This window comes from Nostoc sp. TCL26-01 (assembly GCF_013393945.1).
Lineage (GTDB): Bacteria > Cyanobacteriota > Cyanobacteriia > Cyanobacteriales > Nostocaceae > Trichormus.
This window is the reverse complement of record NZ_CP040297.1, coordinates 752,917-779,353: the sequence shown is the minus strand read 5'-3', so window position 1 is coordinate 779,353 and position 26,437 is coordinate 752,917. Positions and strand designations below refer to the sequence as shown.

The following is a 26,437-nucleotide window of genomic DNA, read 5'->3' as shown; positions in this document are numbered from 1 at the left end:
TCACCCAAAATAGCATAATCTTTGTAATGAAAACTATCAATGAAATCAAGTCACAGACTCAGCTACCCGTTATTATCACCGATCAACAAGGGTTTATTACATATATAAATGCAGCGTTTAAAACTGCTTATGGCTGGAGTTATGAAGAACTATTTGGCTTACCATTAGAAGTTATTATCCCCCAGAATCTCCATGATTCCCATCGACTAAGTTTTTCCCGCTTTGTGATGACTGAAAAAGCGAAAATTCTCAATCATCCTCTTTTGTTAAAAACTGTGACAAAAGATGGTGTTGAAGTAGAAAGTGTGCATTTCATTACAGCCGAAAAACAGGGGGAGAATTGGTTTTTTGCAGCGACGATCTCTCCTTCATAAAACATAATAATTATCGTAAAATCAAGGGTTTAAGACCCCTACGTCTACACGTAGTATCAGTTGAGTTGGGGTTTAAATCCCCAACTCAACTGTCTTTAATTTTGAATTTTGTAGGCTTGCCTTCCCGTAGGGTATTTTGAATTTTGAATTTTGAATTGTTAATGCTCAATCCGGTGAGATTTATGGAGAATGATCCTACCCTTCAGTTAAACCGACTGCGTTCAACTTTAGGGAAAATGGAGGTAGCACTGGGGGCTATTGATGATGCGATCGCCTGGACAGATGAAGATACTAAGGTGCAATGGTGCAACACAGTCTTCGATAATTTAGTTGATAGACCGCATATTACAATTCTGGGAACGCCACTAATTCAGCTACTACCACTAACACAGCAAGGACAAGTAATTACAGAAAAAACACATCCAGTAGTCATTGCCTTGCAAGGTCAATTAACAGCTACTGAATATGAGTTTCAAACATCTCATCAAGCGGTAACTTTGGAAATTTCCGGTAGCTGTATCGAATTTATTGCTGGAGAAAAATGTGCTGTTTTAGCGATTCGTGATATCACAGCGCGGAAACAAACAGAAGCAGCACTCCAGCAAGCTAAAGAAGCAGCAGATGTGGCAAATGTTGCCAAAAGTCAGTTTTTAGCAAATATGAGCCATGAACTGCGAACACCTCTAAATATTATTTTAGGTTTTACCCAATTGCTAACTAGATATGGTTCTGTTGATCAGCAACAGCAAGAATATTTAGAAACCATTGCTCGCAGTGGTGAACATCTGTTGAATTTAATCGACGATGTCCTAGAAATGTCCAAGATTGAAGCTGGTAAAACCACATTGAATCCCACCTGCTTCGACTTACATCATCTGTTGCATACATTGCAACAAATGTTACTGTTAAAAGCCCAATCTAAAGGTTTAGAGTTAATTTTTGAACTAGCTCCCGACTTACCGCAATATATTCGTACTGATGAAAGTAAATTACGCCAAGTTTTGCTGAACTTATTGGGCAATGGGATTAAGTTTACTCAAGTAGGTAGTGTAATTCTGCGAGTTCGACGAAACATAGAGGAAATAGACACAGGAATAAACCTGTTATTTGAAGTTGAAGATACCGGACTGGGGATTGAATTAACAGAACTAGAAAGTTTATTTGAGCCTTTTGTGCAAACACAAACAGGTAAAAACTTGCAAGAGGGAACTGGATTGGGATTACCGATTAGTCAGAAATTTGTGTGGCTGATGGGAGGAGAGATTACAGCCAACAGCAAGATCGGAGTAGGGACAATTTTTCAGTTTAATATCCGTACCCAGGAGGTGAGATATGATGAAGTACAAACGCCAAAATCTAGCCAACAACTTATTGCTTTGGCAGCAGGACAACCAAAATATCGAATTTTAATTGCAGAGGATAAACCAGAAATTCGCCAAATCTTGATGAAGTTGCTACAACCAGTTGGCTTTGATGTCCGAGAAGCAACTAATGGACAAGAAGCGATCGCTTTATGTCATAGTTGGCATCCTGATTTAGTTTGGATGGATATGCGAATGCCGGTGATGGATGGGTATGAAGCCACCAAACACATTAAAACCAGCAGTGATTCACCTCCCATTATCGTTGCTTTAACTGGGAGTGTTTTTGAAGAGGATCGGATTGTTGCTTTATCTACAGGTTGCGATGATTTTGTCCGCAAGCCATTTCGCGCCGAGGTGATTTTTGAGAAGATCGCTGAATATCTGGGTGTGAGTTACATATATGCAACCGCAGAAACCAAATTACTGACACAGAAGCGAACAGTGGTTTTTTCTGCGAATGAATTAAGTCATGCCATTGCTCAAATGCCTAGAGAGTGGGTAGAAAAATTGTATCAAGCCGCAATTCGAGTCAACTCTAAACAAATTGAACAGCTGATTGAGCAAATTCCGCCGTTACAAGCTGCTTTGGCGAACACTTTGACCAATCTAGTCAATAATTTTTCCTTTGAAGAAATTATTAAATTAACTCAATCTTCTGATTGTCTAGACCAGAGTAACAATGGCGAAGAATTTGAGATTTTGGATCACCATTTAGAACAATAAACATAACACCAAGTTAAATATGTCATAAAAATTTCTTGATTTTTAACTCCTACCATGTTGAATAAAAAAGAAGACCTATTTCGCAAAAAATCTTTAGAACGGTTATCTGCGCCAGAACAGCTAGATCGGGTTGTGCGGGTCATCAAACCACATGATTGGCTACCATTGTTAATGTTAGGAATTCTGGTAAGTTTGGGTTTGCTCTGGAGTGTGTGGGGAAGGATACCCATAACAGTAACAGGTCGGGGTGTGCTGATTAATCCCCGCAGAATTCTGCAATTTCAATCTCCCATTTCTGGTCAGTTACAATCTCTGAATGTCCGCAATGGACAATGTGTCAAAAAAGATACAGTATTGGCAACCATTGATCCATCTCAAGAGCGACAACAACTTCAACAACGACAGGGAAAATTAACTCAATTGCGACAACAAAATTTAGAAACTGGTTTAATCATCAAGCAGAAAACTAGTTTAGAAAAATCAGCGATCGCCTCTCAAAGAGCTAGTTTACAGCAACAGTTACAAAATGCTCAAGCACTAACTCCTCTGTTACAAAAACAAGGGTTGGTTGCCATTAAACAACAACGTATTAACTTACAACAACAATTGCATGATGCTCAGGAAATAGCACCAGTCTTTGCCAAAAGATTGCAAAAACGAAAGCAGCTAATTCAAAGTGGGGCTATTTCTGAAGATACCTTACTGCAAGCGGAACAAGAATACCGTCAAGCCTTACAATCTATTATTAATATTCAAGCACAATTGCAACAGTTACAACTAAAAGAAGTAGAAACTCAGCAACAATATCTCAATAATCTCAATGCTATTACCAAATACCAGGCTGAATTAGAAGAATTAGCAACCAGTAATAAACGACTAGAACAAGATAATCTAGAAAATATGCAAACCAGAGAAAAAGAACTCCAAGAAGTACAAAGAGAAATTGCTCAATTAGAACAAAGGGTTGCTGATCGTAGTCAAATTAAAAGTCCACAAGCAGGTTGTATTGTCGAAATTACTGCTAATGCTGGGCAGGTTGTTGAACCAGGAACCCGCTTAGGAACGATGCAAATAGCAGGTCAAAAAAATGAGGGTTTAGAATCTAGTGTGATTTATTTTGCAGTTGAAGATGGTAAGCAAATTCAACAGGGAATGAAGATTTTAGTCACACCAGATACGCTCAAACGGGAAAGATTTGGCAGTATTATTGGTGAAGTTGTCGCTATTTCTCCATTACCCATTACACGAGAAGGAGCAACTTCTGTAGTTGGTAATTCCGAAGTAGTTAATAAATTAATTGGCTCAGAAGGGGGCAAAATAGAAGTCATGGCTAAGTTGAATCTTAACCCTTTAACTATTAGTGGTTATCAGTGGTCATCTTCTAAAGGCCCGAATACTAAATTAACATTAGGGACAACAGTTACAGCTAAAGTAACGGTAGAAGAAACAGCACCAATTACCTTTTTGCTACCAATTTTAAAAGAGTGGACTGGAATTAATTGAAGCCGTGTTCAACACTGAGAACTCACATTCGGCATTGCTCAAGGATTTTAGAAGAATGCGTGTCAGAACTCCTACTGTCTTACAAATGGAAGCGGTCGAATGCGGTGCAGCTTCCCTAGCGATTATTCTTGCCTACTACGATCGCATTGTCCCCTTAGCTGAACTGCGGATTGAATGCGGGGTTTCCCGTGATGGGAGCAAAGCCTCTAATGTCATTCTGGCAGCTAGACGCTATGGAATGGAAGCAGCAGGTTTCAAAATTGAACAATTAGAACAACTGCAAGAATTATCTCCCCCCTACATCGTTTTTTGGAGTTTCAATCACTTCCTAGTCGTAGAAGGATTGAGTAAACATTGGGTATTCCTCAACGACCCCGCTACCGGCCCCCGTAAGGTTGATTGGGAAGAGTTTGATCAGGAGTTTACTGGGGTTGTCCTAGTGATGGAACCGGGAGCAGACTTCCGCAAAGGGGGACGTAAACCTAGTATGATTCTTTCCTTGAGCGATCGCTTACAAGGTTCAATAGGAGCAATTTTATACTCTATTTTGGCAGGATTATTACTAGTATTACCTGGTTTAGCAATTCCCGTCTTTAGTCAGGTATTTGTAGATCAGATACTAGTAGAAAATCGCACCGAATGGTTGCGTCCCCTGATTTTAGGAATGTTTCTCACCAGCTTATTTCAAGGACTGCTGACTCTGCTGCGACTGCGATATTTAAGAAAACTGAGGATTAAGCTAGCTGTAGGAATGTCCACCCGCTTTTTGTGGCATATTCTGAGATTACCCGTCAAATTTTATGCCCAAAGATATGCTGGAGAAGTCAGCAATCGTGCCAGTCTAAATGATAAAGTAGCTCAGGTGCTTTCTGGGCAATTGGCAACCACGGTAATCGATGGGGTGATGGTATTATTCTATGCCTTGGTTATGTTTGCCTATGACGGGGTACTGACCTTAATTGGCATCTGTTTTGCCGCTATCAATGGATTAGCGTTGCAGTGGGTAGCACGACATCGGGCGGATGCAAATATACGCTTGGTGCAAGATTGGGGAAAAGCCGATGGGGTGAGTATTGCTGCGCTTCAGAGTATGGAAACCTTGAAAGCATCAGCCTTGGAGTCGGATTTTTTTAGCCGATGGTCTGGATATTATGCCAAAGCAGTTAGCGCCCAGCAAGAGTTAGAAGTTTCCAACCAGATATTAGGGGTTTTGCCAATATTACTCACTTCCTTAACCTCCATGTTAATTTTAGTGGTTGGGGGTTGGCGAGTGATGGATGGAAACCTCAGCATAGGGATGTTAGTGGCATTTCAAAGTTTGATGCTGAGTTTTCAGCAGCCTGTGAATACTTTGGTAGACTTTGGTACTACCCTCCAGGAATTAGCAGGGGATTTGAATCGTTTAGATGATGTGTTAGGTAATTCTCTAGATCCTGAAGTAGAGACAAGGAAACAAGCAGAAATCCTCAATTTAAAAGGTTGTATTGATTTACGTAACATCACTTTTGGCTATTCCCACGTTGATCCGCCATTGATTGAGAATTTCAGTTTATCTTTGCAACCAGGACAAAGAGTAGCGTTAGTCGGTGCGAGTGGTTCGGGGAAATCTACCTTAGCTAAACTAATCTGTGGACTTTATCAACCTTGGGAGGGGGAAATTCTTTTAGATGGGACTCCCAGAAGCGAGATTGCACGAGAAGTTTTAGCGAGTTCCCTGTCGCTAGTGGAACAAGACATCTTTTTGTTTGGGGGTACAGTCCGAGAGAATTTGACTTTATGGGATGATACAGTTTCAGATGAGCAATTAGTCAAAGCTTGTCGAGATGCAGCTATTCATGAAACTGTAATGACAATTCCAGGGGGATATGACGGGGAATTGCGGGAAGGGGGTGTTAATTTAAGTGGAGGACAGCGCCAACGTTTAGAAATTGCCCGCGCTTTAGTGAAAAATCCGGCAATTTTGGTGATGGACGAAGCAACTTCTGCTTTAGATGCCCAGACAGAACAAATTATTGTAGAAAATCTGCGTCAACGCAACTGTAGTTGTATTTTGGTTGCTCACCGCTTGAGTACCATTCGAGATTGTGATGAAATTATTGTTTTAGAACAGGGAAAGGTAGTGCAGCGTGGAACTCATGAGGAATTATGGCAGGAAGGGGGAGTTTATGAGACGTTGATTCGTTCTGAGGGGTAATATCGGTTAGGTACTACAAGCCAAGATTAACCAAATTAGCACAATGCCCACCCTTGTAGAGATAATTTTCTTATGATAAGGAACTAATATTTTTTTTGCATAAAATTGTCTGAGGATGCTGAGAACCTACAGTCTTTTCAAAAATTCTCAAAGCTTCCTTGAGTATAGATTTAGCTTCTGGTCTTTGTTCTTGTTCCTTAAGTAAAATTGCTAGATTATTGAGGGTAACAGCAATATCAGGATGCTCATCTCCGAAGACAGTTTTTTTTATGCTTAATGCCCGTCTATAGGCTTTTTCGGCTGGCAAGAACTCTCCTTTTGCTTGAAGAGAAGCTGCTAGATTATTGAGATTAACAGCAACTTCATAAGGTTGATAGTTTGATGGGTTATCAAAAAATGTAATAGCTTTTTCAAACAATTTAACTGCTTCATCCCATTTACCTAATCCATGTAAAATAGAACCCAGTGCAGCCCCATCAGCGATAGTGTCAGGATGTTCTTTACCGCATACATTCTGGCGAATTTCGTAAGATTTACGAGCTAAAGGTTCAGCCTTTTCATAATTGAAACGTGAGTGTTCTAAACCAGCATAATTATGATAGATTGTCGCCACAAAATGGCTTTGTTCACCGTATTGCTTAATTAAAGTATTTAAGAGAGTTTGATAAATTTGTTCACCCGCATCAAATTTCCCCCAGTATTTGTAAACAACAGCTAAGTCATTTAGCATTGACAGCAAAATACTGTGTTGCTCTATTCTTTGAGATTGGGCTAAATTTATAGCTTTGAGATAATACTGTTCTGCTGAAGAATAGTTACCCAAAATGCGAGTAATTTTACCTGTATTAGCTAAAACTTGTATTTCTATATCAATCAGACTTGAAACCGGAGAAAGATTTTGTTTGGCTACTTCTAGAGATTCTAAAGCCGCTTGAGCTTTTGTTAAAGCTTCGTTATATTTAGTTTGAGACTCTAATCTATTAGCTAAACTATTCAGTTGGATTACTTTTTCAAGTAAAGAATGTTGTTCTAAATTTAATTTGTTACTTAAATTTTTACTGTGTTGTAGTTCCACGTTCTTTTCACTCTTACGAAAAGAAAGGCCAGCTAGAAAGTCTTCTTGAAGTAAGCTGACTAGATAATTGAGCAGTAGCACAACTCAAAAACGAGCAGTTACTGCTCAATTATCCTCAATATCTAGCATCCCCAACTTGGGGGTGCTAGATATTGAGGATGCAGTACAATCAGTCTACTCTGCGCTCAAAAATATTTCGTTATGGTTGTTTACATAACCACCGCCGCCGGTGGGTCGTGTCGGAGCAACGGTATCCCCCCCACCTACCATGATTGTGAGATCCTGAACACTTAGTTCAACAATATCTGGCAAACTCATGAGCAAAGAATTTAACTTAGTTCTCTGTGGCTGTTCAGGCTTATTGTTGTTAGACATAGTATTTTCTCCTACAGCTATTGATTGGAATATAGAGTTAAGCCCTAAAAAATCACTTCAGATTTCTTGGAACTTAAAGATGCAGTAAAATCAGGCTACTCTGCGCTCAAAAATATTTCGTTGTGGTTGTTTATAAAACCGCCGCCGCCGGTGGGTCGTGTCGGAGCAACGGTATCCCTCCCACCTACCATGATTGTGAGATCCTGAACACTTAGTTCAACAATATCTGGCAAACTCATGAGCAAAGAATTTAACTTAGTTCTCTGTGGCTGTTCAGGTTTATTGTTGTTAGACATGGTATTTTCTCCTACAGTTATTGATTGGAATATAGAGTTAAGCCCTAAAAAATCACTTCAGATTTATTGGAACTAATTCCAGAAATTAATTTAGGTAAATCTGAAATAGCAAACCCCAGAAACAGGGTAAAATCGTTAAAAGAATACATCTAGAAAAATAGAAACCCTAAAAGTTAGGTTTCTATTTCCTGCGCGTTTCTGGGGGAGCTTCTTTACAGGACATTAATACCTTCGTATACTCACATATTTGTATTCAACATCAGCAGCACCAGCGATTTGGGTAAGTTGTGCTTCATCAAGTTGAGGAAGGTTGATATTTCTAATTTTTTCCTGTTGTTTTAGATTGGGTTTATTCTGTTTCATTGGTTTTACTTCTCCAAAGATTACTTATTCTTAATTCTTGTAATATTCAAAAGATTTAACAAAAACCTGAAAGGCGTTGATATGACGCTATATCAAGTAAAAGTAAGTGAACTAAGAGTGAGACTTAACCAACCACCCCTCTTTTAAGAGTTACGTCCGGAACTTTATATAACTGACCACCAACTATACTATGTAGCTGTTCCAAATCGAGTAGCTGAACCTGTGGTATTTTTTGTTGTTTGCTTTTCATTTTGTTAATTCTTGAAGATATCCAAATAGAATTAAGACTTACCATTCTTCACAGTTACACACTAACTCTTATGACTATTTCTCGTATCTCAATCATCCCACCAGAGACTTGAATTAGCTGTTCCTCATCGAGTTTAGGAAGACTGATATTCAAAATTTTCTGTTGTTGGTTGGGATGGGAATTTCTCTTTATCATTGGTGTTATTCCTCCAAAGTTTACTGATTATTTATTCGTGTATTATAGCCTTTCTTAATCTGCTGAGGTACTTAGTAAATCGCTAATAAATTGGACAAATCTCTGCAAAATCCCACGCCCCTCTCCGTTGAAAAATATTTCTTCTGTACCTCATTTACCAGTGATCGCTATAATGTTTTTTATGCCTGGAAACTCTCAAATGTTCAGTTACAAATACTTGATTGTATCCTCATTGAAATAGATTAAAAGCCCAATGATAAGCATATTTAACAATGGGCTATAGTGCATTGATCTCGGACATTATGGAGATATTTATGATTAGTATTAGGCAAAATTATTTAGACATACTGTTTGCCTTTGTTACTTATCAAAATAGAGATTTAGAATAACTTAAATCCTCCATTCAGGGATTTCTTTAACCTTTAAATCTTCCGGACGATCCCTTCCTGAAAGCGCACCAGCAGATATATTGCTCAATTCATCTAATGATAGTTTTACTTTAGGTTGTTGCTTAGTTTGCAGTTGTTGATTTTTCATTGATAGAATCTCCTTTTGTTTGCCTGATATGGGAAGAATCATTCCGACATCAGGGCTGTGGTTGAGTTGATAGTATTAATCTAATCTGAGGCTATAGCCAAGCGCATCGGATCAATGTCATGACTGACCTATGACATTTGTCATGAGCAGCATAACTCGTCAATCTGGTAAAATTCAGGACATGATCAAATTGCCTGTCCTATGACAGAAAAAGCGCTACAAGAACTAGCATCAATCCTTAATCCCACTGCCAACCTTCCCCAAGGAGAAACTCCTCTACTCATTGCTGTGGGTGCAGTAGGGAAAGTGTTGGGTATAACTATTCGTCCCCCAGCTAAATCAGAAAATCTGATTGGACTCCATGAAACCCTAGAGGGAATTGCCCGTGCTTCTGGTTTCCGCACCCGTCGAGTTACCCTTACCTCTAATTGGTGGAAAACAGATTGCAGTTCCCTCCTTGCTTTTACTAAAGAAGAAAATCTTCCTGTCGCTCTCCTACCTGTCAAAGCTACAAAGTATGAAATACTAGACCCAGTAAAATTAACGCGCACTCCTGTCAACCGCTACACTGCTGCTGAAATTGCCCCCATTGCCTATACCTTTTATCGCCCTTTACCAGATAAAGAAATTACAGTCTTGGATATTCTGCAATTTTCACTTCGAGGTAGTATTGCAGACTTGTTGAAAATCATCTGGGTGGGCGTAATTGCTACTTTATTAGGAATGTTTACGCCGCAGATCATAGGTATTCTCATCGACTATGCCATACCCGACGCAAACCACAAACTATTAACTCAGATGGGTTTGGGGTTATTGGCGAGTAGCTTTGGGGTGATGATATTCCAATTGGCTCAAAGTTTTGTCATCCTGAGATTGCAAACCCAAGTTAGTGTTGATACTCAAGCTGCCGTTTGGGATCGACTGCTGAAACTCAAACCCGCCTTTTCCAGCCAGTATTCCACAGGAGATTTACACAATCGTGTCTCAGCAATTTCCCAGATTCGTAATCGACTTAGTGGTAGCATTTTGCGAACCCTGTTCACTAGTTTATTCTCCCTGCTGAATCTGGGACTATTGTTAATTTATAGTTTACCTCTAGCATTAGTGGCGATCGCAGTAGCGTTAGTAGCGGTGATGATTACTACCGTATTGGGCATGATTATCCGGGAAAAAATGCGTCCCCTGCAACAACTTTCGGGAGAAATTTTGGGACTGACGGTGCAGTTAATTGGTGGAATATCAAAATTACGAGTTGCAGCTGCTGAATCAGCAGCGTTCGCTTGCTGGGCTAAAAAATACACTCAGCAGGTAAAACTAATTTTGAGTACTCAGTTAATAGAAGATATACTCACTACTTTTAATTTTCTGCTGCCCGTTGTCAGTTCAATACTACTATTTGGCTTGAGCATATCTTTAATAGGACAGTCTGAAGGGGAAACAGGATTATCTACTGGCACATTTCTGGCATTTAATACCGCCTTTGCTACATTTATCAGCAGTGCCACCCGATTAAGCAACATTTTAATTGATATCTTAGATATCACTATTTTGTGGGAACGCGCCCAACCCATTTTGCAGACAAAGCCAGAAGTTGATGCCCAAAAATTCTATCCCGGAAAGCTTTCAGGTCAAATAAAATTAGACCAAGTTTGCTTTCGCTATCGTCCAGATAGCACTTTAGTTTTAGATAATATTACCTTAGAAGCCCAAGCTGGGGAGTTTATCGCTATTGTCGGCCCATCGGGAAGTGGCAAATCCACCATTGTCAGATTGCTGTTGGGATTTGAAACTCCAGAAGCGGGAATCATCTCTTATGACAGTAGAGATTTATCAGGGTTGAATATTGTCGCAGTGCGGCGACAGTTAGGCGTAGTGCTGCAAAATGGGAGAATTATGAGTGGTTCAGTTTGGGAAAATATTGCTGGAGGCGCAATTGTTACCCAAGATGAAGCCTGGACAGCCTTGCAGATGGCAGGATTAGCGGATGATATTCAAGCTATGCCGATGGGGATACATACTATTATTTCGGAAGGGGGCAGCAATCTTTCAGGGGGACAGCGACAAAGGATGTTTATCGCCCGTGCTTTAGTACATCAACCGCAGATTTTATTGTTTGATGAAGCGACATCTGCCTTGGATAACCGGACTCAGGAGATTGTTACTCACAGTTTAGAGCAATTAGGGGTAACTCGTGTGGTGATTGCCCATCGCTTGAGTACCATTCGTCATGCAGATAGAATTTATGTGTTGCAAGCTGGGAAGATAGTACAACAGGGGAGTTTTGCAGAGTTGGCAGAGGTGGAAGGGTTATTTGCTGATTTGATGGCGCGACAAATGACGTAAGTAGAGACGTTGCATTGCAACGTCTCTACAAGGATTTCGGGCAACGCAGAATTAATTTTTGGAGATGTCTATTGGATTTTTCCTCCCCTGCTTCCCCTGCTCACCAAAGCGATTGTATATTTTTTTAGTTGGAAGTCCCTAACTTCCCTAAAGGTTACTAGAGTGAAATAATCAAGCTTGGGGAAAGTCCAACCGTTAGGCAGCTCATTTTACACTCAAACAGATAACATTTATATATGAACGCTACACAAGAACAACTACAAGTCAAACTTGAGCAGGCTTTGGTGGACGCTTTTGGTCTTGATTACGCCGGAGTCGATCCGATTTTGGTGGCTGCGAGTAATCCTAAATTTGGCGATTATCAAGCTAACGTTGCTTTGTCCTTGAGTAAGAAATTAGGACAGCAACCGCGAGCGATCGCAGCTGCTATTGTGGAGAAATTAGATTTATCAGACATCTGTGAAACTCCCGAAATCGCCGGGCCTGGTTTTATTAACCTGAAGTTGAAAACCGCATACCTAGAAGCACAACTTAACGCCATTCATGCTGATTCCCGGCTAGGAATCCCCACCACAAAGCATCCACAACGGGAAATTGTTGATTTTTCCAGTCCGAATATTGCTAAAGAAATGCACGTCGGACATTTGCGTTCCACAATTATCGGTGATTCCATCGCCCGAATTCTGGAGTTTCGCGGACATGATGTTTTGCGATTAAATCATGTGGGTGATTGGGGTACGCAATTTGGGATGTTAATTGCTTACCTAAGAGAAGTTTACCCAGAGGCCTTGACAACTGCCAATGCTTTAGATATTGGTGATTTAGTCAGCTTTTACCGCCAAGCCAAGCAACGGTTTGATGCAGATGCAGCTTTCCAAGAAACAGCACGCCAAGAAGTTGTGAGATTACAAGCGGGTGCAGAAGATACACTCCATGCTTGGAAGTTGTTGTGCGCACAATCACGCCGAGAGTTTCAGATAATTTATGACTTGCTGGATGTCCAGTTAACCGAACGAGGTGAATCTTTTTATAACCCTTTACTACCAACAGTGGTGGAAGAGTTAGACAAGTCTGGTTTACTGGTAGAAAACCAAGGTGCAAAATGTGTTTTCTTAGATGGGTTTACCAATCGAGAGGGTGAACCTTTACCCTTGATTGTGCAAAAATCTGATGGTGGTTATAATTACGCCACAACTGATTTAGCCTCTCTACGTTACCGGATTCAGCAAGATGATGCTAAACGGATTATCTACGTCACTGATGCAGGGCAAGCTAACCATTTTGCCCAATTTTTCCAAGTAGCACGTAAAGCCGACTGGATTCCTAATGATGTGGAACTGGTTCATGTTCCCTTCGGTTTGGTGTTGGGGGAAGATGGCAAGAAATTTAAGACTCGTTCCGGTGATACTGTCAGATTACGGGATTTGTTAGATGAGGCTATTCTCAGATTCCGTGAGACATTAGAGGCAAAAATTATTGAAGAAGGTAGAGAAGAAACTGAGGAATTTAAAGCCAATGTTGCCAAGGTAGCAGGTATTAGTGCTGTTAAATATGCCGATTTAAGTCAAAATCGCACTAGTAATTATGTCTTTAGTTACGACAAAATGCTATCAGATAAAGGTAACACAGCACCTTATATGTTGTATGCTTACGCCCGGATTCAAGGAATTAGCCGTAAAGGGGGAATTGATTTTGCCGAGTTAGGAAATGATGCCAAAGTTATCTTGCAGCATGAAACAGAATTTGCCCTAGCTAAGTACTTATTACAGTTAGGTGAAGTTATTAGTACTGTAGAACAAGATTTGCTTCCTAACCGTCTATGTGAGTACTTGTATGAATTGAGTAGACGGTTTAATACTTTTTACGATCGCCATCAAGGAGTCCGGGTATTAGATGCAGAAGAACCATTGCGCACATCTCGCTTAGTTTTGTGTAATTTGACCGCCAGAAGTTTGCAGTTAGGTTTATCTTTATTGGGTATTCAGGTATTAGAGAGGATGTAAAACTAAGCTTCAGCAAATCAGCAATAGTAGAGACGTTGCATTGCAACGTCTCCGTATAATTATTGGGTGATTAAACACCACTTATCAAATATAAGAATTTGAACTATTCTGACTCCTGTATTCTGACTCCTGAATCCTTACTGATAAGTTTGCTCTTGAGAATAATTGTCTAACAATCATCTATTAATTAATTAAGTATGGATGAGAGAATTAGGTTATACCGAAAAAAAGTATTAAAGAATGCTTTTTTTTAATTAATTGTGTTTATTATAGGTCTAGTTGGAAATATAAATAAAACAGCTTGAGATATTGCTGAGGAGATGGTGGATAGGAATAAGTTCTATCAAACTGTCTAGAATAGACACTCAATTACACATTTCCGGAAATAGTCTATTTTGCCAGAACATTGTTTATATGTTTTGCAAGTACTAGAGCAGTTAATCCCAACATAAAATTTCCAGGCAAGAAAAATTTATTTGGCGGTGCATCGACATTAGGCAATATTACCAGGGTCAAAGATAGGCACAGATTTGATTAAAGTAGGTATTTTCAATCAACTGATACATTAATCAAAGATTACTGCTGGTGAGGTGATAGGCTTCACCTGATACCATTTCACTTTAATAATGATACAAATACGTGAGTCCGTCAGTCCGTCAGGGATTGTAAATCCCTGTCTCATAGCTAAAGTCCTCTCAAGAGGACTGAATATCAGAGTCCATTTTAATGGACTTAAGCTATGAGACCACCGTTTTAACGGTGGGCGGACAATACCCAACGAGTAAGCTATATGTATCAGGATTTTTGTGAATTGGTATGAGAATGTGCTGTGCATGATTTTTTTATGTCTAAATACACCAGTTAGAGAATTGCCATGTCAATAGCTGGTGTTACTGGGTGAGAAATTTATCTGAGTAACAATTGTTGCAGCATTCAATGTATGAGGATTGGTGCTTTTGATCATGATGCAACCCAGTAATTATAAGAAACATCTGGAGTTGTTTCTTAGGCAATGGCGACTGGAATTGAGTAGGACGGTGAACTAAAATGGCTAGAAACAGGTATTATTTTAACAGTGATGACTCTCATCCCATACAGCCAACATCGGCTGATATTATACTGAGACAGCAATTAGAGTATTCAATCAGCAAATACTTTTATGAAGCGTGCGATCGCACAATTCAAAATCTTCTATCTAATTGCCGATGGTATGTCACTACCCAAGCTAATGCTATGACATTGGTAATTGAATGTACAGATCCAGTAACTAACTGGCGGGTTTTGCAAAAAATTGTCCCAATGGGAAAATTGCTTAACCAAATAGTCAGCAGCGCCAAGATTCGGGTTTGTCCTCCAGACAGTCAAGGTGTACCATTTGAAATGAGGGTAGACGAACTATCTGTTTACCGAGATATGGCTTGATGGAGAGACACAGACGATGTAAGAGATGTGAGAGAAAAACTAAATCAAACTCTCACACCTCCAATCAAAACTCAAAATACCTGACGGATAACAAATTACGCATTACGAATTATTTCTGCGATTTCCTGAAAAACTAACTCAGCAGAACTTTCCACCACGGGACTTAATTCTAATCCCAAATCAAGATTTGCTGCTTCAATTAAATAAACTGTGACATCTTGCGGAAAATCATCTTCAAAGATTTTTCGTCCAGCAGCTAAGGCATGATCCCAACGAAAATCATGTAAGTTATAACTAGGTTCTGGTAAGGCTGCTAATTCTGCACCAGGAACTTGGAAAACTGCACCAGGTTCGGAACCCGTAGAACTGGCATCAATAATGACTAATTTTGTACTACCTCTAGCTTGAAACATTACCTCCATCCCTGCGGTTCCACAGTCGTACACCCGCACATTTACATGAGGATTTTCGGCTAGATATTTTTGTAGACGTTGAGCAATAATTACGCCGACAGCATCGTCACTACGATTCAGATTTCCGCAACCAATAATTGTGAGCATAAAACAACTTATAAAAGAGTGATGAAGTTGATTGATAATCTGCATAAAGCTGATTGTGCGGACATATTATGTACTTGTCGGGTTTCATCATTATCTTGAATTCAGGGATTAAGCTCAATGGCTAGCCAAAATTTCTCAATTAGCAAAATTGCCATATTCATTACTACCGCAGTTACTCTCAGTTTTTCTTATATTCCAACTCATGCTTCTTGTGCTTCTCCCCTTAACGGTGGTAACTTTGAGGGACAAACTAGCCAAAGAGTCAGTAGTCCTTGGATTGGGGAAGGTAGAGTTGGCATTGATCGCGGATTGGGATACAGTAATTCTGGTAGAAACAATGCCTGGATGCGAAATGCTTCTGGATGGAATGGCATCCGTCAGCGTGTAAGACTACAGCCTAATACCCAGTATCAACTAACAGTCTATGCCCGGACATCAGCTAATGTCACCGATGGTTATTTTGGGGTGCGAGACGCTAGACAAAAGGTGTTTTCCGAAATCAAGTTTGGCAGCTTACCTCGCTACACACCTCTAACTCTGAGTTTTAGAACAGGCAATGAAACTACTTACAATATCTTCACTGGATTTTGGGCATTAGGTCAAGATAGCTGGGTGCAAGTAGATGATTATCGTCTAACAGGTGGTTCCTGTGCAGATGTAGAATTGGTTCCAGCGAATAATTGAAGGAGTGAGGGAGTGCTGAGTGCTGAGTGAGGGAGTGTACTTCGACTGCGCTCAGTCACCGGGAGTGAGTGAGTGCTAATGACTAATGACTAATGACTATTGACTATTGACTATTCCCCAGCTAACTGCTCAATTTGCCGTGAATTTAACTGCTCAACATTGCTGAATACTATAGATGCGCCGGCGGTGATTAAAGTTTTTGTGTAAGCATGACTACGGGCTGGGGTTTCTTGGACGTGGGGTGGTAGAATACCTACGCCTATCCACGTGCGGTGTGGCTTGAGTTCCTTGGCTTTGCTGACTGTGTACATATCAGCTACGGTGTCACCGACGTATATGACTACAGCTGTTTCCTCTAAACCATTTTCTAACTGACTGACGGTAGCAAAAAGTCCGGTGGGATCTGGTTTACTTGGTGCGTCTTCCATCGAAATTAGCACTGGAGACTTTAAGCCCAGACGTTTTTCTAAAACATAGGTAGCAGAACCACGAGTCGCACCACTAAAAAAGCCCCAGGCGATATCAGCTTGTGTGAGTTCGTCTAAATAACTGGGTTTTAATAATAAAGGTTCATCACAAATATACCCTGTCCAATTATCTGGGTCTGTGCCGCGATAACGGGCTTGAAAAAAAGTCACAATCTTGTCGTAGTCTAGTTGTACTTGCTCACGAGATTGTCCTTGTGTGGCAAAGTAACGATAGATTAATTCCTGAGATGCTTCCCAGTCATTGTTCCAGATACCTTCAGATTTAAGTTGGTCAATGTCTAGGGATGTGGGACGATAAGCTGTGTTTGTAAAGTATTCTACTGTGTCAGCGATCGCTCGGCGATAGGAATTGCCAACATCACGCACAACACCATCTATATCAAATATAGCGATCGCTGTGATTTTTTTAGTCATAAGTATGGGTAATTGAGCATCGGATCTTGATGATTTTACATTACCCGAAAAAACTTGATTTTGACTATGGACTATTAACTATGGACTATGGACTATGGACTATTGACTATTGACCTACTGACAATCACGAGTATCTTTATTTATCTATGCTGTAACGGTAAGTAATATTTACTGTCACATAATAGTAAATAATCGTTAGATTTACCACTACTCAAACTAAAAAAAAATATAGAAAATAGCAAGGGTAAGCTAATGCCTAAAGAATAACTTACCTATGTTTACAGTAATTCTTAATATTTGTCGATTGACTACAAAAAAGATACAAAGTACTCATATTACATCGGCAAATATCTTCCCCCAGATAGTGTTTAATCCTCAACTGATACAAAGTGATTTACAGAAGTTGTTTTTCTCCCGCAGATCGCATCATATCCCTCAATACTTAAAGATAGCTCTAGAAAATATACATCATCAACAAATAGAAAATAAACTCAGTGTGATTTATCAGCTAGGACAATTAGCTAACGAGCATCCACAATATCACTGGCTAATTATAGAAGCTCTGGCTAGCTTTGTAAAAAATCAGGAAATAACTCATCCGCAAATGCTTGTTAGCAGTAACTCAACATTACTCATGCGGGAGGAAATTCAAGCTGCCCTAACTGTGATTATCAGTAGAAATCCGCACCAATATCCTCAAAGTGAACAATTAGATTTGAGTTATACGAATATGAGAGGGGCAGATTTACGACAAGCCAACCTAGTACAAGCTAATCTCTATCAAGTTAATTTAGCTGATGCTAATTTGACTGGCGCTAATTTATCTGATTCTATTCTCAGTGCGGCTAATTTGGCTGGTGCTAATTTGACTGGTGCTAATTTATCTGGAGCAATTCTCAGTGCAGCTAATTTAGCTGGTGCAAATCTCACAAATGCTAATTTGCAAGGGGCAAATCTTTATTTAGCTAATTTAGAGGATGTATTTTTTCATCAGACAATACTCACAGGCGCGAATCTCCGCGAAGCAAAATTAACCACAATCGAGCCGATGTAATGGGAATTAAAATTCTGATAAAATAGAAATCAATGTATAAAAACATCAAAGATGTCATAGCCATTGCGTAAATAGTGATGCTCAATTCACACAATCTTCCCTTCCTAGAATCTATTGGTTGGCAGCTAAAAAATGTATATCAATTGACAGAGCAAGAAAAGCTCCAATTGTATCAACGCTATTGGGATTACCAAACTACATTCAATAATCTTCAAGCCGAAGAAAAAGATTTTGTACATTATTTAGGCAAAAAATATAATTCTTGGATAGTATCTGATTTAGAAATGTTTAATTTTGTACAGCATCAGCAAATCCTCAAAATTATCAATGCTTTTAAACCTGAAGTTTTTCATCAAGCTAACGCTTATTTAGCTGGTGGTACACTGATAGCATTAGAATATAATGAATATAGATTGAGTAAAAATATTGATTTTCTCTTTCCCTATGGCACGGAAAGTTACAAGTACTTAAGAAATTTAATTTATGACGAAGGGATTATCGCATTATTTCAAAATACAATAGATATCCAATTAGGTGAAAGTATAGCCAATCAATATGGCATTCGCTTTCCTGTAACTGTAGATGGAACAACGATTAAAGTAGAAATTGTCGCTAATGGCAATTTTGTTTTAGATCCTCCTGTTTATCCCCAATGGACAAAAATTCCTTGTCTGAGCATCAGTGACAGATTTACCTCAAAACTTATGGCTAATGCTGATAGGTGGAATGATACAAGCACACAATCTAGAGATTTAATTGATTTAGCGATATTGCGCCAAAACAACGAAATACCAGCCAGAGCAATTACTAAAGCTGAAGAAAGCTACGAAGTCAAAAAGCCACTAGTTAAAGCTATCAATAATTTTCTGCAAAAAGCAGAATATAGAAATAATTGTTTTCAGCAGTTGAATATATCTGAAGAGAAAATTCCTATCATCATGAATGGAATAGATTTACTCTTGGTTAACTGCAAGCTGTCAGAGGGTGTTTGAAAAGTCTAATATGTTGCTCTCTTGGGTGATGAGAAATCGCGTCTACAAAGACAAAACTCACCTATGTTGGTTGGAAATCCAAATTTAAATGGTATAATGTTTTCTTAAACACATAAATATGAATTGTGTGTGGTGAGGAACAGGACTATTATGTCTGCTAATAAGACAGACAAAATCTGGCGCTGGTTAATTGCTCTAACTCTGATATTTGTATTTTCTATAGTTCTGATTTTATTGACATCTTCTCACCCGGAAGGTACGACAACTCAGCAACAAATACAGTCTAAAAATCAAGCCTTAACCACTAGTGCGATTATTTTTTTGGGATTGGCTGTAATGATTAATACATACTATACAGCCAAGCGCGTCGAAGCTCTCCAAACAAATGCTTTAGCATCGGAAAAAAATTGGGAACTTGGCATCCAGAATACTAAACTCTCTCAAGATAAGCTCATCTCTGAACGCTTAATGACAGCGATCGCCCAACTTGGTCATGAGAAAATAGAAACTCGGATAGGCGCAATTTACGTTTTAGAAAGAGTTGCAGAAGATTTTCCCCAAGAATACTGGACAGTGATAGAGGTTTTAACAGCTTTTGTGCGAGAGAATGCAGCTTTTGGGGAAGTAGAAGCACAAACAGAAGAAGATGCACCATCGACATATATAAGTAAGTATAAAAACAATGAGCCTCGGATACAGCAGTTGCCATTGCAAGTTCCAGAACAAGCAGCAGCAAAAATTCGCAGAGATATTCAAGCAGCATTAACTGTGATTGGTAGACGTAATGCTCAACACGATGAAGAAGGGAAAAAGCTGGATTTACGCAATACTAATCTACGGCGGGCTGAACTATTGGGAGCTAATTTACAACGAGCAGACTTACGTGGTTGTAATTTCCGGGGCGCTGATTTGCGTGGCTGTAATCTGAGTGGAGCTAATTTGGAAGGTGCTAAACTTGTTGGCGCGATGATGTTTGAGGCTAGTTTATTTAAAGCAAATCTGCTAGAGGCTAGTCTACAAGCAGCAAATTTAAATCGTGCTGATTTGAGTGGGGCCAATTTACGAGGAGCTAATCTGTTTGGGGTAAGTCTGCGTGGGGCGAACTTGTCAGGAGCCAATCTTTATAAAGCCAATTTACAACAAGCCATCTTGAAATTAGCTAATCTGGCTGGAGCGAAGTTATTTCTGGCTAACTTACAAGGGGCGAAACTGGGGAAAGCTAACTTGTATCATTGTGGTTTAATTGGTGCTAACTTGCAAGGCGCTAACCTGAATGGAGCTAGTTTAGTTGGTGCTAACTTAAATGCAGCTAAATTACAGCAGACAGAAGTTTTATTTGCCGACTTTACTGGGGCTAGTCTAACGCAAGCAGATTTGTCTAAGGCTAACTTGATGGGAGCAAATTTACATCGAGTTACTTTCTATGAAGCTAATCTGGCTCATGCTAATCTTGTCGGGGCTAACCTGTCTGAAGCTAACTTTTGTGATGTGAAATTAGCAGGGGCAATCCTGACAGGTGTAAAAAATTTGTACTCACAGCAGATTAGTATGGCAGTGGGCGATCGCACAACTCGATTACCTGATAATTTAGAAATACCAATACACTGGCGACAGTCTAGTTAAAACCAAGGACTTTGCTCTTCATCCCAACAGTTATTTCTACTCCAGGTTCTACCGCTATATTCGCATTGAAATTTGTTATTAATCCAAGGAACGGACGTAGGATAGCTGGATTTGGTAATAGAACTGTAGTAAAAAAATAAGCCTTTGACGATGAAGTAGCTGGAAGTCATCAATGTCGCTGAACAGGTTGTATATAATACAGCCTTCAGTATCCACTCCCAGTAAAACCTACCCTTGTTATGATGCACGCGATCGCCCATATAATCTCTCATTTTTTTCATACTTCGTAGATTACATGATGGAATTTATTATTTACTCTTCACAATTGGTTAGCGTCAACAGTAAATAAGTGTTTATAGTTTCACAGTCAATCTTTTTATTTAAAAAGCTGTACCTAAGTAATTCTATCATTGATATATGTATATGGATATTATCAATACCCAAATTTACTTTTTGCTCATACAAAAACCACTGTAGTATAAAGTTTTTGCGTAAACTTAACTGTGTTATTGATGGCATTTTTGCCAAAAGTCAATTACCAGGAATGACTATATTGCTTGATATATAAGCATTTTATCACTCCAGAAAAGTAAAATTTTTATGCTGAGTACCATTGTTTTGACTTAGTAAAATCTTTAATTTGTGAACTTTATTTTGATATGCAGTCATAGTCTAATATCTCCAGTAGACAGGAATTTTGTTTTTTGTGTAAAGAAAATATGATTTTTTGATGATTTTTCTTAAAAGAAGATTAAAATAATATGCAAATTAGGGCTAAAGGCTAGGAAAATCAAGGTTAAAAAAGAGAGTTGTTTTTTGATTTCTGAATCACTCGTAGAGGTAAGGGACTGGGGACTGGGGACTGGTGACTCTTAAGAAAGAATAAAGGTGTACTGAGTTTTGTATGCGTAAGCGCAGGCTACGCTAACAAAAATCAAATATGAGTCCTATACAAAGAAACTTTCCACCCTATCCCCTGTCTCCAATCCCCTATCCCTATTACCCCTTATCCCCAGAGGGGGCCTCGAGTTCCCCAATCCCCTACTATATATGAAGCTAGGTTTTAGCCGCCGGAAATTTTTTGTGTATGGTTCAGCTACTTTTGCTACTGGATTGTTACTGAAAGCTTGTAGTAGTAACCAAACAACGACACCAACAACGACAAGTAGCACAGATGGGTTTAAAATAGCGATCGCTCTCCCTGGAGTGATTACAGATCAAGCATGGAATCAGTCTGGTTATGAAGGAGTGAACCTAGCAAAACAAAAGCTGGGTGCAGAAATCACCTATGTAGAACAAGTCGCCCAAGCAGATCAAAGCGAAGTCTTAACAGACTTTGCACGCAAGGGTTATAATTTGGTGTTCGCCCACGGTGGACAATTTGATGCAGCCATTGAACAAGTCGCAGCCCAATTTCCCAACACATTTTTTGTTGGTGTCAATGGTAATCTCAAAGGAGAAAACATTGCTTCTTTGCGAATAGATCATCTCCAAGGAAGTTATTTGTGTGGCATGATTGGCGCAGCCATGACTAAATCGAATAAATTAGCTTATATTGCCGGACAAGAATTTTCAGCCACACAAGAAGAATTACGTGGATTTGAATTAGGTGCAAAATCAGTTAAACCCAATGTGCAGATTACTCCTACATTTACAGGTGATTGGAATGATGTTGCTAAAGCCAAAGAAGCCACACTGGCTTTGATTTCTGCTGGTAATGATGTGATTTATCAATGGTTAGATAGTGCATCACCAGCCGTATTACAAACAGCTAGTGACAAAGGCGTGTATGCTTTTGGCAATACAAAAGACCAGTTAGATATTGCCCCCAAAGCGGTGTTAACCAGTGCCGTGAAAAAATTGGATGTAGCCATAGCTTATTTAGCAGAACTAGCAAAACAAAAACAATTAACAGGACAGATATATACCATAGGTTTAGAAAGACCCGATATTTTATATTTAGGTAAATTCGCAGCAGCAGTCCCGACAGCAGTTAAACAAAATGCCTTGAAAGTGAAACAGGAAATTGTTGATAAAAAAATTACTTTTATCACTTGTCGGGAAGCTGGTAAAGATACACGTTGCGTGAAAAAAGCATAAATGGATTTACGCTTAGAAAATATTACCAAACGCTTTAACTCATTTATCGCTAATGATCATATTAGCTTGAGTGTTGAGAGTGGGAAAATTCATGGAATTTTAGGGGAAAATGGCGCGGGTAAAACCACCTTAATGAATATTGTCAGTGGTTTATCTCAACCTGATGCTGGACAAATTTATCTGCACAATCAACCAGTAAAAATTAGTTCACCACATGAAGCGATAAAACTAGGCATTGGCATGATACATCAACATTTCATGCTGGTGCCTCAGTTAACTGTCACCGAAAATATTATTTTAGGTACGGAGAATAGTTGGCGTTTAAATCTAGAGCAAAAACAACAAGCGATCGCAACTTTATCTCAAGCTTATGGCATAGAAGTTAATCCGACAGCAAAAATAGCAGATTTACCTGTAGGAATACAACAGCGTGTAGAAATTCTCAAAGTTCTTTATCGTCAGGCTAAACTGTTAATTCTGGATGAACCAACAGCAGTGTTAACACCCCCAGAAGTAAAAATATTCATAGCTATTTTACGACAATTAGCTAATGCTGGAAACACAATTATTTTTATCAGTCATAAATTAGAAGAAGTTATAAATCTCTGTGATACAGTCACAGTTTTACGCCGAGGTCAGGTAGTAGCCACAACCACAACTCAAGCCACAACACCCCAACAATTAGCCGAATTAATGGTGGGACGTGATGTGGTGTTACAAGTTGATAAATCTGTCACTGCACCGGGAGAGGTGATACTCTCAGTGCAAAATTTGCAAGTTACTGATGATAGAGGTGTGAAAGCAGTTCGTGATATATCTTTTCAACTGCGGGCTGGAGAAATTTTGGGAATTGCTGGTGTAGATGGCAATGGACAAAGAGAATTAGCAGATGCGATTACAGGTTTACGCAAGATAAATCAGGGAAAGATGGATTTTAAAAACCTAGCTTCAGCAACAAAGAAAGTAGGTTATATTCCGGAAGATAGACAGAAAATGGGCTTGGTTTTACAATTTAATATTGCCCAAAACCTAATTTTAAAAGTTTTTAAAAACCTGCCATTCTGTCGTCATTTTCTATTACAATCAGCAACCATCAAACATCATGCCCAAATGGCAATGCAAACCTTTGATATTCGGGCGACTGGGGAAGATATCAAAGTTAGTCAGTTATCTGGAGGAAATCAACAAAAAGTAGTTTTGGCACGAGAACTAGCAGGAGAACCAGATTTAATTGTCGCCATGCAACCCACACGGGGATTAGATATCGGGGCGACAGCCGCAGTTCATGGGCAATTGTTAACACAACGCGATCGCGGTGCAGGAATATTGTACATTTCTACAGAGTTAGAAGCAATCATGGCAATGAGCGATCGCATTGCCGTTATCTACAGAGGTGAGTTTGTCGCTATTCTGGACGCACAGACAGCAACCATAGAGGAAATTGGTTTATTGATGGGTGGGGGAAGTTTATTTACAGAAAATGCCTAGTCTTTACATTATCTGTTGTTTGCCCTAATCCCCACTTAAACGTCGAAGTTGATCTCGAAAATAGCAGAAGCTTGGTGATTTATTATTGTCAATGTCCATAAGGGGAGATATCGTTTCAGCCCAAGTTGCTTTCTCTTTACCAATTGCCTGATAACCACGTTTAGACAACTTTTGCAAACCTCCAGAATATAATGCGTCGGCTAACTTCTCCCATGTGCCACAAATCTTATCATTGATGTATGAATTTAGGACTGTTTGTTTGGCACTTGGATAAGCTGTCGTCACTGCGGTTAAATCACCCAAGTACCATGCTTCTCCTTCCTCAATAGCGATGCAAAATTGTGTCTTTGGTCGAGGATCACAAGAACTTACAAGTTCCAGTAGTTCTTTGCGAAAAGCACTCAGACATCGGTCATCAAGATCGCAAATGACAATGAGGACAGCATAATAATCAGAGGGATAACTAGCAAATGTATTGCCGTAACCTTGAATAAGTCTTGGAAGTTGGTCGAGCAAAATTCGTTTTTTGGGATCAGAAGTAGATTTTAAGCCTTGAGGAATATGCCCTATTCCTTTGTAAGAATGGATATTAAATGTATGCTGTTCAATGTTAATAATTTTTGGAACAAGAATATCAAGAGCCTTTTTGCCAGAAATATCCTCAATGAGTATCTCAAAGTGCATATACTCACCTTGCATCCAAATAGTCACTGTACCAAAGTCCGCCAAGGGGCAAACCTTCAGAAACAAGGTTATTGATTAGAGGATCTTCACTAGCTCGCCTAATTTTAGCAAACCCATCCTCACCCTTTTCCAAAACCCAAACCTCTTCAGGTTCAAGGGCATCTACAAAATATGGTTGATGTGTTGTCACAAATACTTGCGAACCACCCCTTTGACCTGTAGCGTGTTCTCGAAATTCTCGCGCTAAGGTTTCTAAAAGTTTATGATAAAGTCCATTTTCAGGTTCTTCGATACACAAAAATGGTGGTGGTGAGGGATCTTCTAACAAAAGTAGATAAGCGAATACTTTAAGTGTGCCATCCGACATTTGTTGAGCATAAAATGGGTCTTGAAAACCCTTGTCATTAAAACGCAAAAGGAGTCTTCCATCTGGGCTTTTTTCAGTACTAATTTTGTTGACACCTGGAATTTTACTAGCTATCTTTTCAAGTATAGATTGAAATTTTCTAGGATGCTCTCTTTCCATAAACTGAACTACATTGCCCAGATTATCCCCATGAATATTCAGATGTTTTTGTGGGCCAGCCAGAGGTAAACTTCGTGCGGCATCTGGAGTAAAATAGCTTAAATACCATCCCTCAATAAATCTACGAAATACAGAAATTCTTGGGTGTTGCTTAAGTGAGCCTAAAGTAGCAATCCCCAATTTTCGCTTATCATCAAGCTCAACTACTTCAGTTTCTTTACTCTCTTCTTCGGCTTCACCTCTTTGTATTTTTTCTATTAATTTTGATAAATCGAAATCACCTTCTTGTTCTTCAACTTGTTTACCTTCTTGTTCACCTTTCCAGGCAATTCCTCTACCTTCATTGAGAATAAGAAAAGAAAAAGGTTGTCCCTTGCCTTGTCCTTTTCTTCGTTGTCTGAGTCTCTCTCTTTTTACATAAGGTCTTCCAGATGAATCAATATCTATTGCCAACTCATAGGTAATTGGTCGAGCATTACGATCTTCTTTATAATAGATGTCAAACTCAATACTTCCTTCTTGTCCTTGGGAACGAATTCTCTCAAAGCCCCCACGACCACGAGAATCACACGCTTCTTCTACTCCATTTTTCAAGCAGTCTGCAAGAAACCCAAAAGTGTCAAAAATTGTACTTTTTCCCACACCATTCTTACCAATAACAGCTGTCATTGGCGTTAATGGTTTAGCATTTTGTGTGTTCCATAGCTTGCCCAAGGTGACATCATGAAGAACTCTATAATTTCTTACCCTAAAGCCTTCTACTTTAGACATTTAAGCCCTCTAATCAACTAAAGAATAATCTTATCA

The 26,437-nt window shown here is 39.3% G+C and carries 24 protein-coding genes; 13 read left to right on the top strand and 11 right to left on the bottom strand.

The window, feature by feature from the left end; translation table 11 throughout:
• The first annotated feature begins 26 nt into the window (after positions 1-26).
• The 4 genes from FD725_RS03265 to FD725_RS03250 all read left to right on the top strand — a co-directional run bounded on the left by FD725_RS03265 (position 27) and on the right by FD725_RS03250 (position 6,158).
• Positions 27-374, top strand: a complete 348-nt coding sequence (locus FD725_RS03265; protein WP_179046799.1) for a PAS domain S-box protein — start codon at positions 27-29, stop codon at positions 372-374.
• A 182-nt stretch (positions 375-556) separates the two neighbouring features.
• Positions 557-2,461 (top strand): response regulator, encoded by a 1,905-nt coding sequence (locus FD725_RS03260; protein WP_179046798.1) that lies wholly within the window; start codon positions 557-559, stop codon positions 2,459-2,461.
• A 54-nt stretch (positions 2,462-2,515) separates the two neighbouring features.
• A complete protein-coding gene (locus FD725_RS03255) occupies positions 2,516-3,964 on the top strand; it encodes an NHLP bacteriocin system secretion protein (RefSeq protein ID WP_179046797.1) in 1,449 nt (482 codons plus the stop codon).
• 55 nt (positions 3,965-4,019) lie between these two features.
• Entirely contained in the window at positions 4,020-6,158 is a 2,139-nt protein-coding gene (locus FD725_RS03250; protein ID WP_179051399.1) for an NHLP family bacteriocin export ABC transporter peptidase/permease/ATPase subunit, read from the top strand.
• Between the two features lie 70 nt (positions 6,159-6,228).
• Here FD725_RS03250 and FD725_RS03245 read toward each other — a convergent pair whose 3' ends face one another.
• The 6 genes from FD725_RS03245 to FD725_RS03220 form a co-directional block, all read right to left on the bottom strand.
• Positions 6,229-7,233: a tetratricopeptide repeat protein gene (locus FD725_RS03245; protein WP_179046796.1), complete on the bottom strand. Its 1,005-nt coding sequence runs from the start codon at positions 7,231-7,233 to the stop codon at positions 6,229-6,231.
• Positions 7,234-7,407: 174 nt separating this feature from the next.
• A complete protein-coding gene (locus FD725_RS03240) occupies positions 7,408-7,608 on the bottom strand; it encodes a hypothetical protein (protein ID WP_179046795.1) in 201 nt (66 codons plus the stop codon).
• A gap of 95 nt (positions 7,609-7,703) precedes the next feature.
• Positions 7,704-7,904, bottom strand: coding sequence for a hypothetical protein (locus tag FD725_RS03235; RefSeq protein ID WP_179046794.1), 201 nt, complete (start codon positions 7,902-7,904; stop codon positions 7,704-7,706).
• Positions 7,905-8,126: 222 nt separating this feature from the next.
• Positions 8,127-8,267, bottom strand: coding sequence for a hypothetical protein (locus FD725_RS03230; protein ID WP_179046793.1), 141 nt, complete (start codon positions 8,265-8,267; stop codon positions 8,127-8,129).
• 304 nt (positions 8,268-8,571) lie between these two features.
• A complete protein-coding gene (locus FD725_RS03225; protein WP_179046792.1) occupies positions 8,572-8,712 on the bottom strand; it encodes a hypothetical protein in 141 nt (46 codons plus the stop codon).
• Between the two features lie 390 nt (positions 8,713-9,102).
• Positions 9,103-9,249: a hypothetical protein gene (locus tag FD725_RS03220; RefSeq protein ID WP_179046791.1), complete on the bottom strand. Its 147-nt coding sequence runs from the start codon at positions 9,247-9,249 to the stop codon at positions 9,103-9,105.
• Positions 9,250-9,450: 201 nt separating this feature from the next.
• Between FD725_RS03220 and FD725_RS03215 the strand changes: the two genes are divergently transcribed.
• The 3 genes from FD725_RS03215 (at position 9,451) to FD725_RS03205 (ending at position 15,017) form a co-directional block, all read left to right on the top strand.
• A complete protein-coding gene (locus FD725_RS03215; RefSeq protein WP_179046790.1) occupies positions 9,451-11,592 on the top strand; it encodes an NHLP bacteriocin export ABC transporter permease/ATPase subunit in 2,142 nt (713 codons plus the stop codon).
• A 236-nt stretch (positions 11,593-11,828) separates the two neighbouring features.
• Positions 11,829-13,595 (top strand): arginine--tRNA ligase, encoded by a 1,767-nt coding sequence (argS, locus tag FD725_RS03210; protein WP_179046789.1) that lies wholly within the window; start codon positions 11,829-11,831, stop codon positions 13,593-13,595.
• 1,047 nt (positions 13,596-14,642) lie between these two features.
• On the top strand, positions 14,643-15,017 hold the full coding sequence (locus FD725_RS03205) for a hypothetical protein (protein ID WP_179046788.1): 375 nt from the start codon (positions 14,643-14,645) through the stop codon (positions 15,015-15,017).
• A 95-nt stretch (positions 15,018-15,112) separates the two neighbouring features.
• On the opposite strand, the gene FD725_RS03200 is transcribed toward FD725_RS03205, so the two are convergent.
• On the bottom strand, positions 15,113-15,577 hold the full coding sequence (locus FD725_RS03200; protein ID WP_179046787.1) for a hydrogenase maturation protease: 465 nt from the start codon (positions 15,575-15,577) through the stop codon (positions 15,113-15,115).
• A gap of 117 nt (positions 15,578-15,694) precedes the next feature.
• Here FD725_RS03200 and FD725_RS03195 point away from each other — a divergent pair, with 117 nt between their 5' ends.
• Positions 15,695-16,261: a hypothetical protein gene (locus tag FD725_RS03195; protein WP_179046786.1), complete on the top strand. Its 567-nt coding sequence runs from the start codon at positions 15,695-15,697 to the stop codon at positions 16,259-16,261.
• A gap of 110 nt (positions 16,262-16,371) precedes the next feature.
• Here the strand turns inward: FD725_RS03195 and FD725_RS03190 are convergent, their stop codons facing one another.
• Positions 16,372-17,163: a TIGR01548 family HAD-type hydrolase gene (locus tag FD725_RS03190; protein WP_179046785.1), complete on the bottom strand. Its 792-nt coding sequence runs from the start codon at positions 17,161-17,163 to the stop codon at positions 16,372-16,374.
• Positions 17,164-17,437: 274 nt separating this feature from the next.
• Between FD725_RS03190 and FD725_RS03185 the strand changes: the two genes are divergently transcribed.
• The 3 genes from FD725_RS03185 (at position 17,438) to FD725_RS03175 (ending at position 20,832) form a co-directional block, all read left to right on the top strand.
• Positions 17,438-18,217 carry a pentapeptide repeat-containing protein gene (locus FD725_RS03185; RefSeq protein ID WP_179046784.1) on the top strand — a complete coding sequence of 260 codons (780 nt, stop codon included), beginning with the start codon at positions 17,438-17,440 and terminating at the stop codon, positions 18,215-18,217.
• A 77-nt stretch (positions 18,218-18,294) separates the two neighbouring features.
• Positions 18,295-19,209 carry a nucleotidyl transferase AbiEii/AbiGii toxin family protein gene (locus tag FD725_RS03180; protein ID WP_179046783.1) on the top strand — a complete coding sequence of 305 codons (915 nt, stop codon included), beginning with the start codon at positions 18,295-18,297 and terminating at the stop codon, positions 19,207-19,209.
• Positions 19,210-19,359: 150 nt separating this feature from the next.
• The gene (locus FD725_RS03175; protein WP_179046782.1) at positions 19,360-20,832 is read left to right on the top strand and encodes a pentapeptide repeat-containing protein; all 1,473 of its coding nucleotides are present in this window, start codon (positions 19,360-19,362) and stop codon (positions 20,830-20,832) included.
• Here FD725_RS03175 and FD725_RS03170 read toward each other — a convergent pair.
• The gene (locus FD725_RS03170; protein WP_179046781.1) at positions 20,829-21,104 is read right to left on the bottom strand and encodes a hypothetical protein; all 276 of its coding nucleotides are present in this window, start codon (positions 21,102-21,104) and stop codon (positions 20,829-20,831) included. The genes FD725_RS03175 and FD725_RS03170 overlap by 4 nt on opposite strands.
• 778 nt (positions 21,105-21,882) lie before the next feature.
• Here FD725_RS03170 and FD725_RS03165 point away from each other — a divergent pair.
• Complete coding sequence (locus FD725_RS03165) at positions 21,883-22,932, top strand: BMP family protein (protein WP_179046780.1); 1,050 nt, start codon at positions 21,883-21,885, stop codon at positions 22,930-22,932.
• Complete coding sequence (locus tag FD725_RS03160; protein ID WP_179046779.1) at positions 22,933-24,420, top strand: ABC transporter ATP-binding protein; 1,488 nt, start codon at positions 22,933-22,935, stop codon at positions 24,418-24,420.
• A gap of 24 nt (positions 24,421-24,444) precedes the next feature.
• On the opposite strand, the gene FD725_RS03155 is transcribed toward FD725_RS03160, so the two are convergent.
• Both FD725_RS03155 and FD725_RS03150 read right to left on the bottom strand, forming a co-directional pair.
• The gene (locus FD725_RS03155; RefSeq protein WP_256871836.1) at positions 24,445-25,131 is read right to left on the bottom strand and encodes a DUF4276 family protein; all 687 of its coding nucleotides are present in this window, start codon (positions 25,129-25,131) and stop codon (positions 24,445-24,447) included.
• Positions 25,109-26,401 carry an AAA family ATPase gene (locus tag FD725_RS03150; RefSeq protein WP_179046778.1) on the bottom strand — a complete coding sequence of 431 codons (1,293 nt, stop codon included), beginning with the start codon at positions 26,399-26,401 and terminating at the stop codon, positions 25,109-25,111. Before FD725_RS03150 ends, FD725_RS03155 begins: the two co-directional genes overlap by 23 nt.
• Positions 26,402-26,437: the final 36 nt, after the last annotated feature.

Coding starts and splice junctions, on each gene's coding strand:
- FD725_RS03170 (WP_179046781.1), bottom strand. CDS start 21,104: ATGAGAGATTATATGGGCGATCGCGTGCATCATAACAAGGGTAGGTTT.
- FD725_RS03195 (WP_179046786.1), top strand. CDS start 15,695: ATGGCTAGCCAAAATTTCTCAATTAGCAAAATTGCCATATTCATTACT.
- FD725_RS03200 (WP_179046787.1), bottom strand. CDS start 15,577: ATGCTCACAATTATTGGTTGCGGAAATCTGAATCGTAGTGACGATGCT.
- FD725_RS03255 (WP_179046797.1), top strand. CDS start 2,516: ATGTTGAATAAAAAAGAAGACCTATTTCGCAAAAAATCTTTAGAACGG.
- FD725_RS03265 (WP_179046799.1), top strand. CDS start 27: ATGAAAACTATCAATGAAATCAAGTCACAGACTCAGCTACCCGTTATT.
- FD725_RS03240 (WP_179046795.1), bottom strand. CDS start 7,608: ATGTCTAACAACAATAAGCCTGAACAGCCACAGAGAACTAAGTTAAAT.
- argS (WP_179046789.1), top strand. CDS start 11,829: ATGAACGCTACACAAGAACAACTACAAGTCAAACTTGAGCAGGCTTTG.
- FD725_RS03230 (WP_179046793.1), bottom strand. CDS start 8,267: ATGAAACAGAATAAACCCAATCTAAAACAACAGGAAAAAATTAGAAAT.
- FD725_RS03205 (WP_179046788.1), top strand. CDS start 14,643: ATGGCTAGAAACAGGTATTATTTTAACAGTGATGACTCTCATCCCATA.
- FD725_RS03185 (WP_179046784.1), top strand. CDS start 17,438: ATGTTTACAGTAATTCTTAATATTTGTCGATTGACTACAAAAAAGATA.
- FD725_RS03175 (WP_179046782.1), top strand. CDS start 19,360: ATGTCTGCTAATAAGACAGACAAAATCTGGCGCTGGTTAATTGCTCTA.
- FD725_RS03260 (WP_179046798.1), top strand. CDS start 557: ATGGAGAATGATCCTACCCTTCAGTTAAACCGACTGCGTTCAACTTTA.
- FD725_RS03215 (WP_179046790.1), top strand. CDS start 9,451: ATGACAGAAAAAGCGCTACAAGAACTAGCATCAATCCTTAATCCCACT.
- FD725_RS03250 (WP_179051399.1), top strand. CDS start 4,020: ATGCGTGTCAGAACTCCTACTGTCTTACAAATGGAAGCGGTCGAATGC.
- FD725_RS03150 (WP_179046778.1), bottom strand. CDS start 26,401: ATGTCTAAAGTAGAAGGCTTTAGGGTAAGAAATTATAGAGTTCTTCAT.
- FD725_RS03190 (WP_179046785.1), bottom strand. CDS start 17,163: ATGACTAAAAAAATCACAGCGATCGCTATATTTGATATAGATGGTGTT.
- FD725_RS03225 (WP_179046792.1), bottom strand. CDS start 8,712: ATGATAAAGAGAAATTCCCATCCCAACCAACAACAGAAAATTTTGAAT.
- FD725_RS03180 (WP_179046783.1), top strand. CDS start 18,295: ATGCTCAATTCACACAATCTTCCCTTCCTAGAATCTATTGGTTGGCAG.
- FD725_RS03235 (WP_179046794.1), bottom strand. CDS start 7,904: ATGTCTAACAACAATAAACCTGAACAGCCACAGAGAACTAAGTTAAAT.
- FD725_RS03160 (WP_179046779.1), top strand. CDS start 22,933: ATGGATTTACGCTTAGAAAATATTACCAAACGCTTTAACTCATTTATC.
- FD725_RS03165 (WP_179046780.1), top strand. CDS start 21,883: ATGAAGCTAGGTTTTAGCCGCCGGAAATTTTTTGTGTATGGTTCAGCT.
- FD725_RS03220 (WP_179046791.1), bottom strand. CDS start 9,249: ATGAAAAATCAACAACTGCAAACTAAGCAACAACCTAAAGTAAAACTA.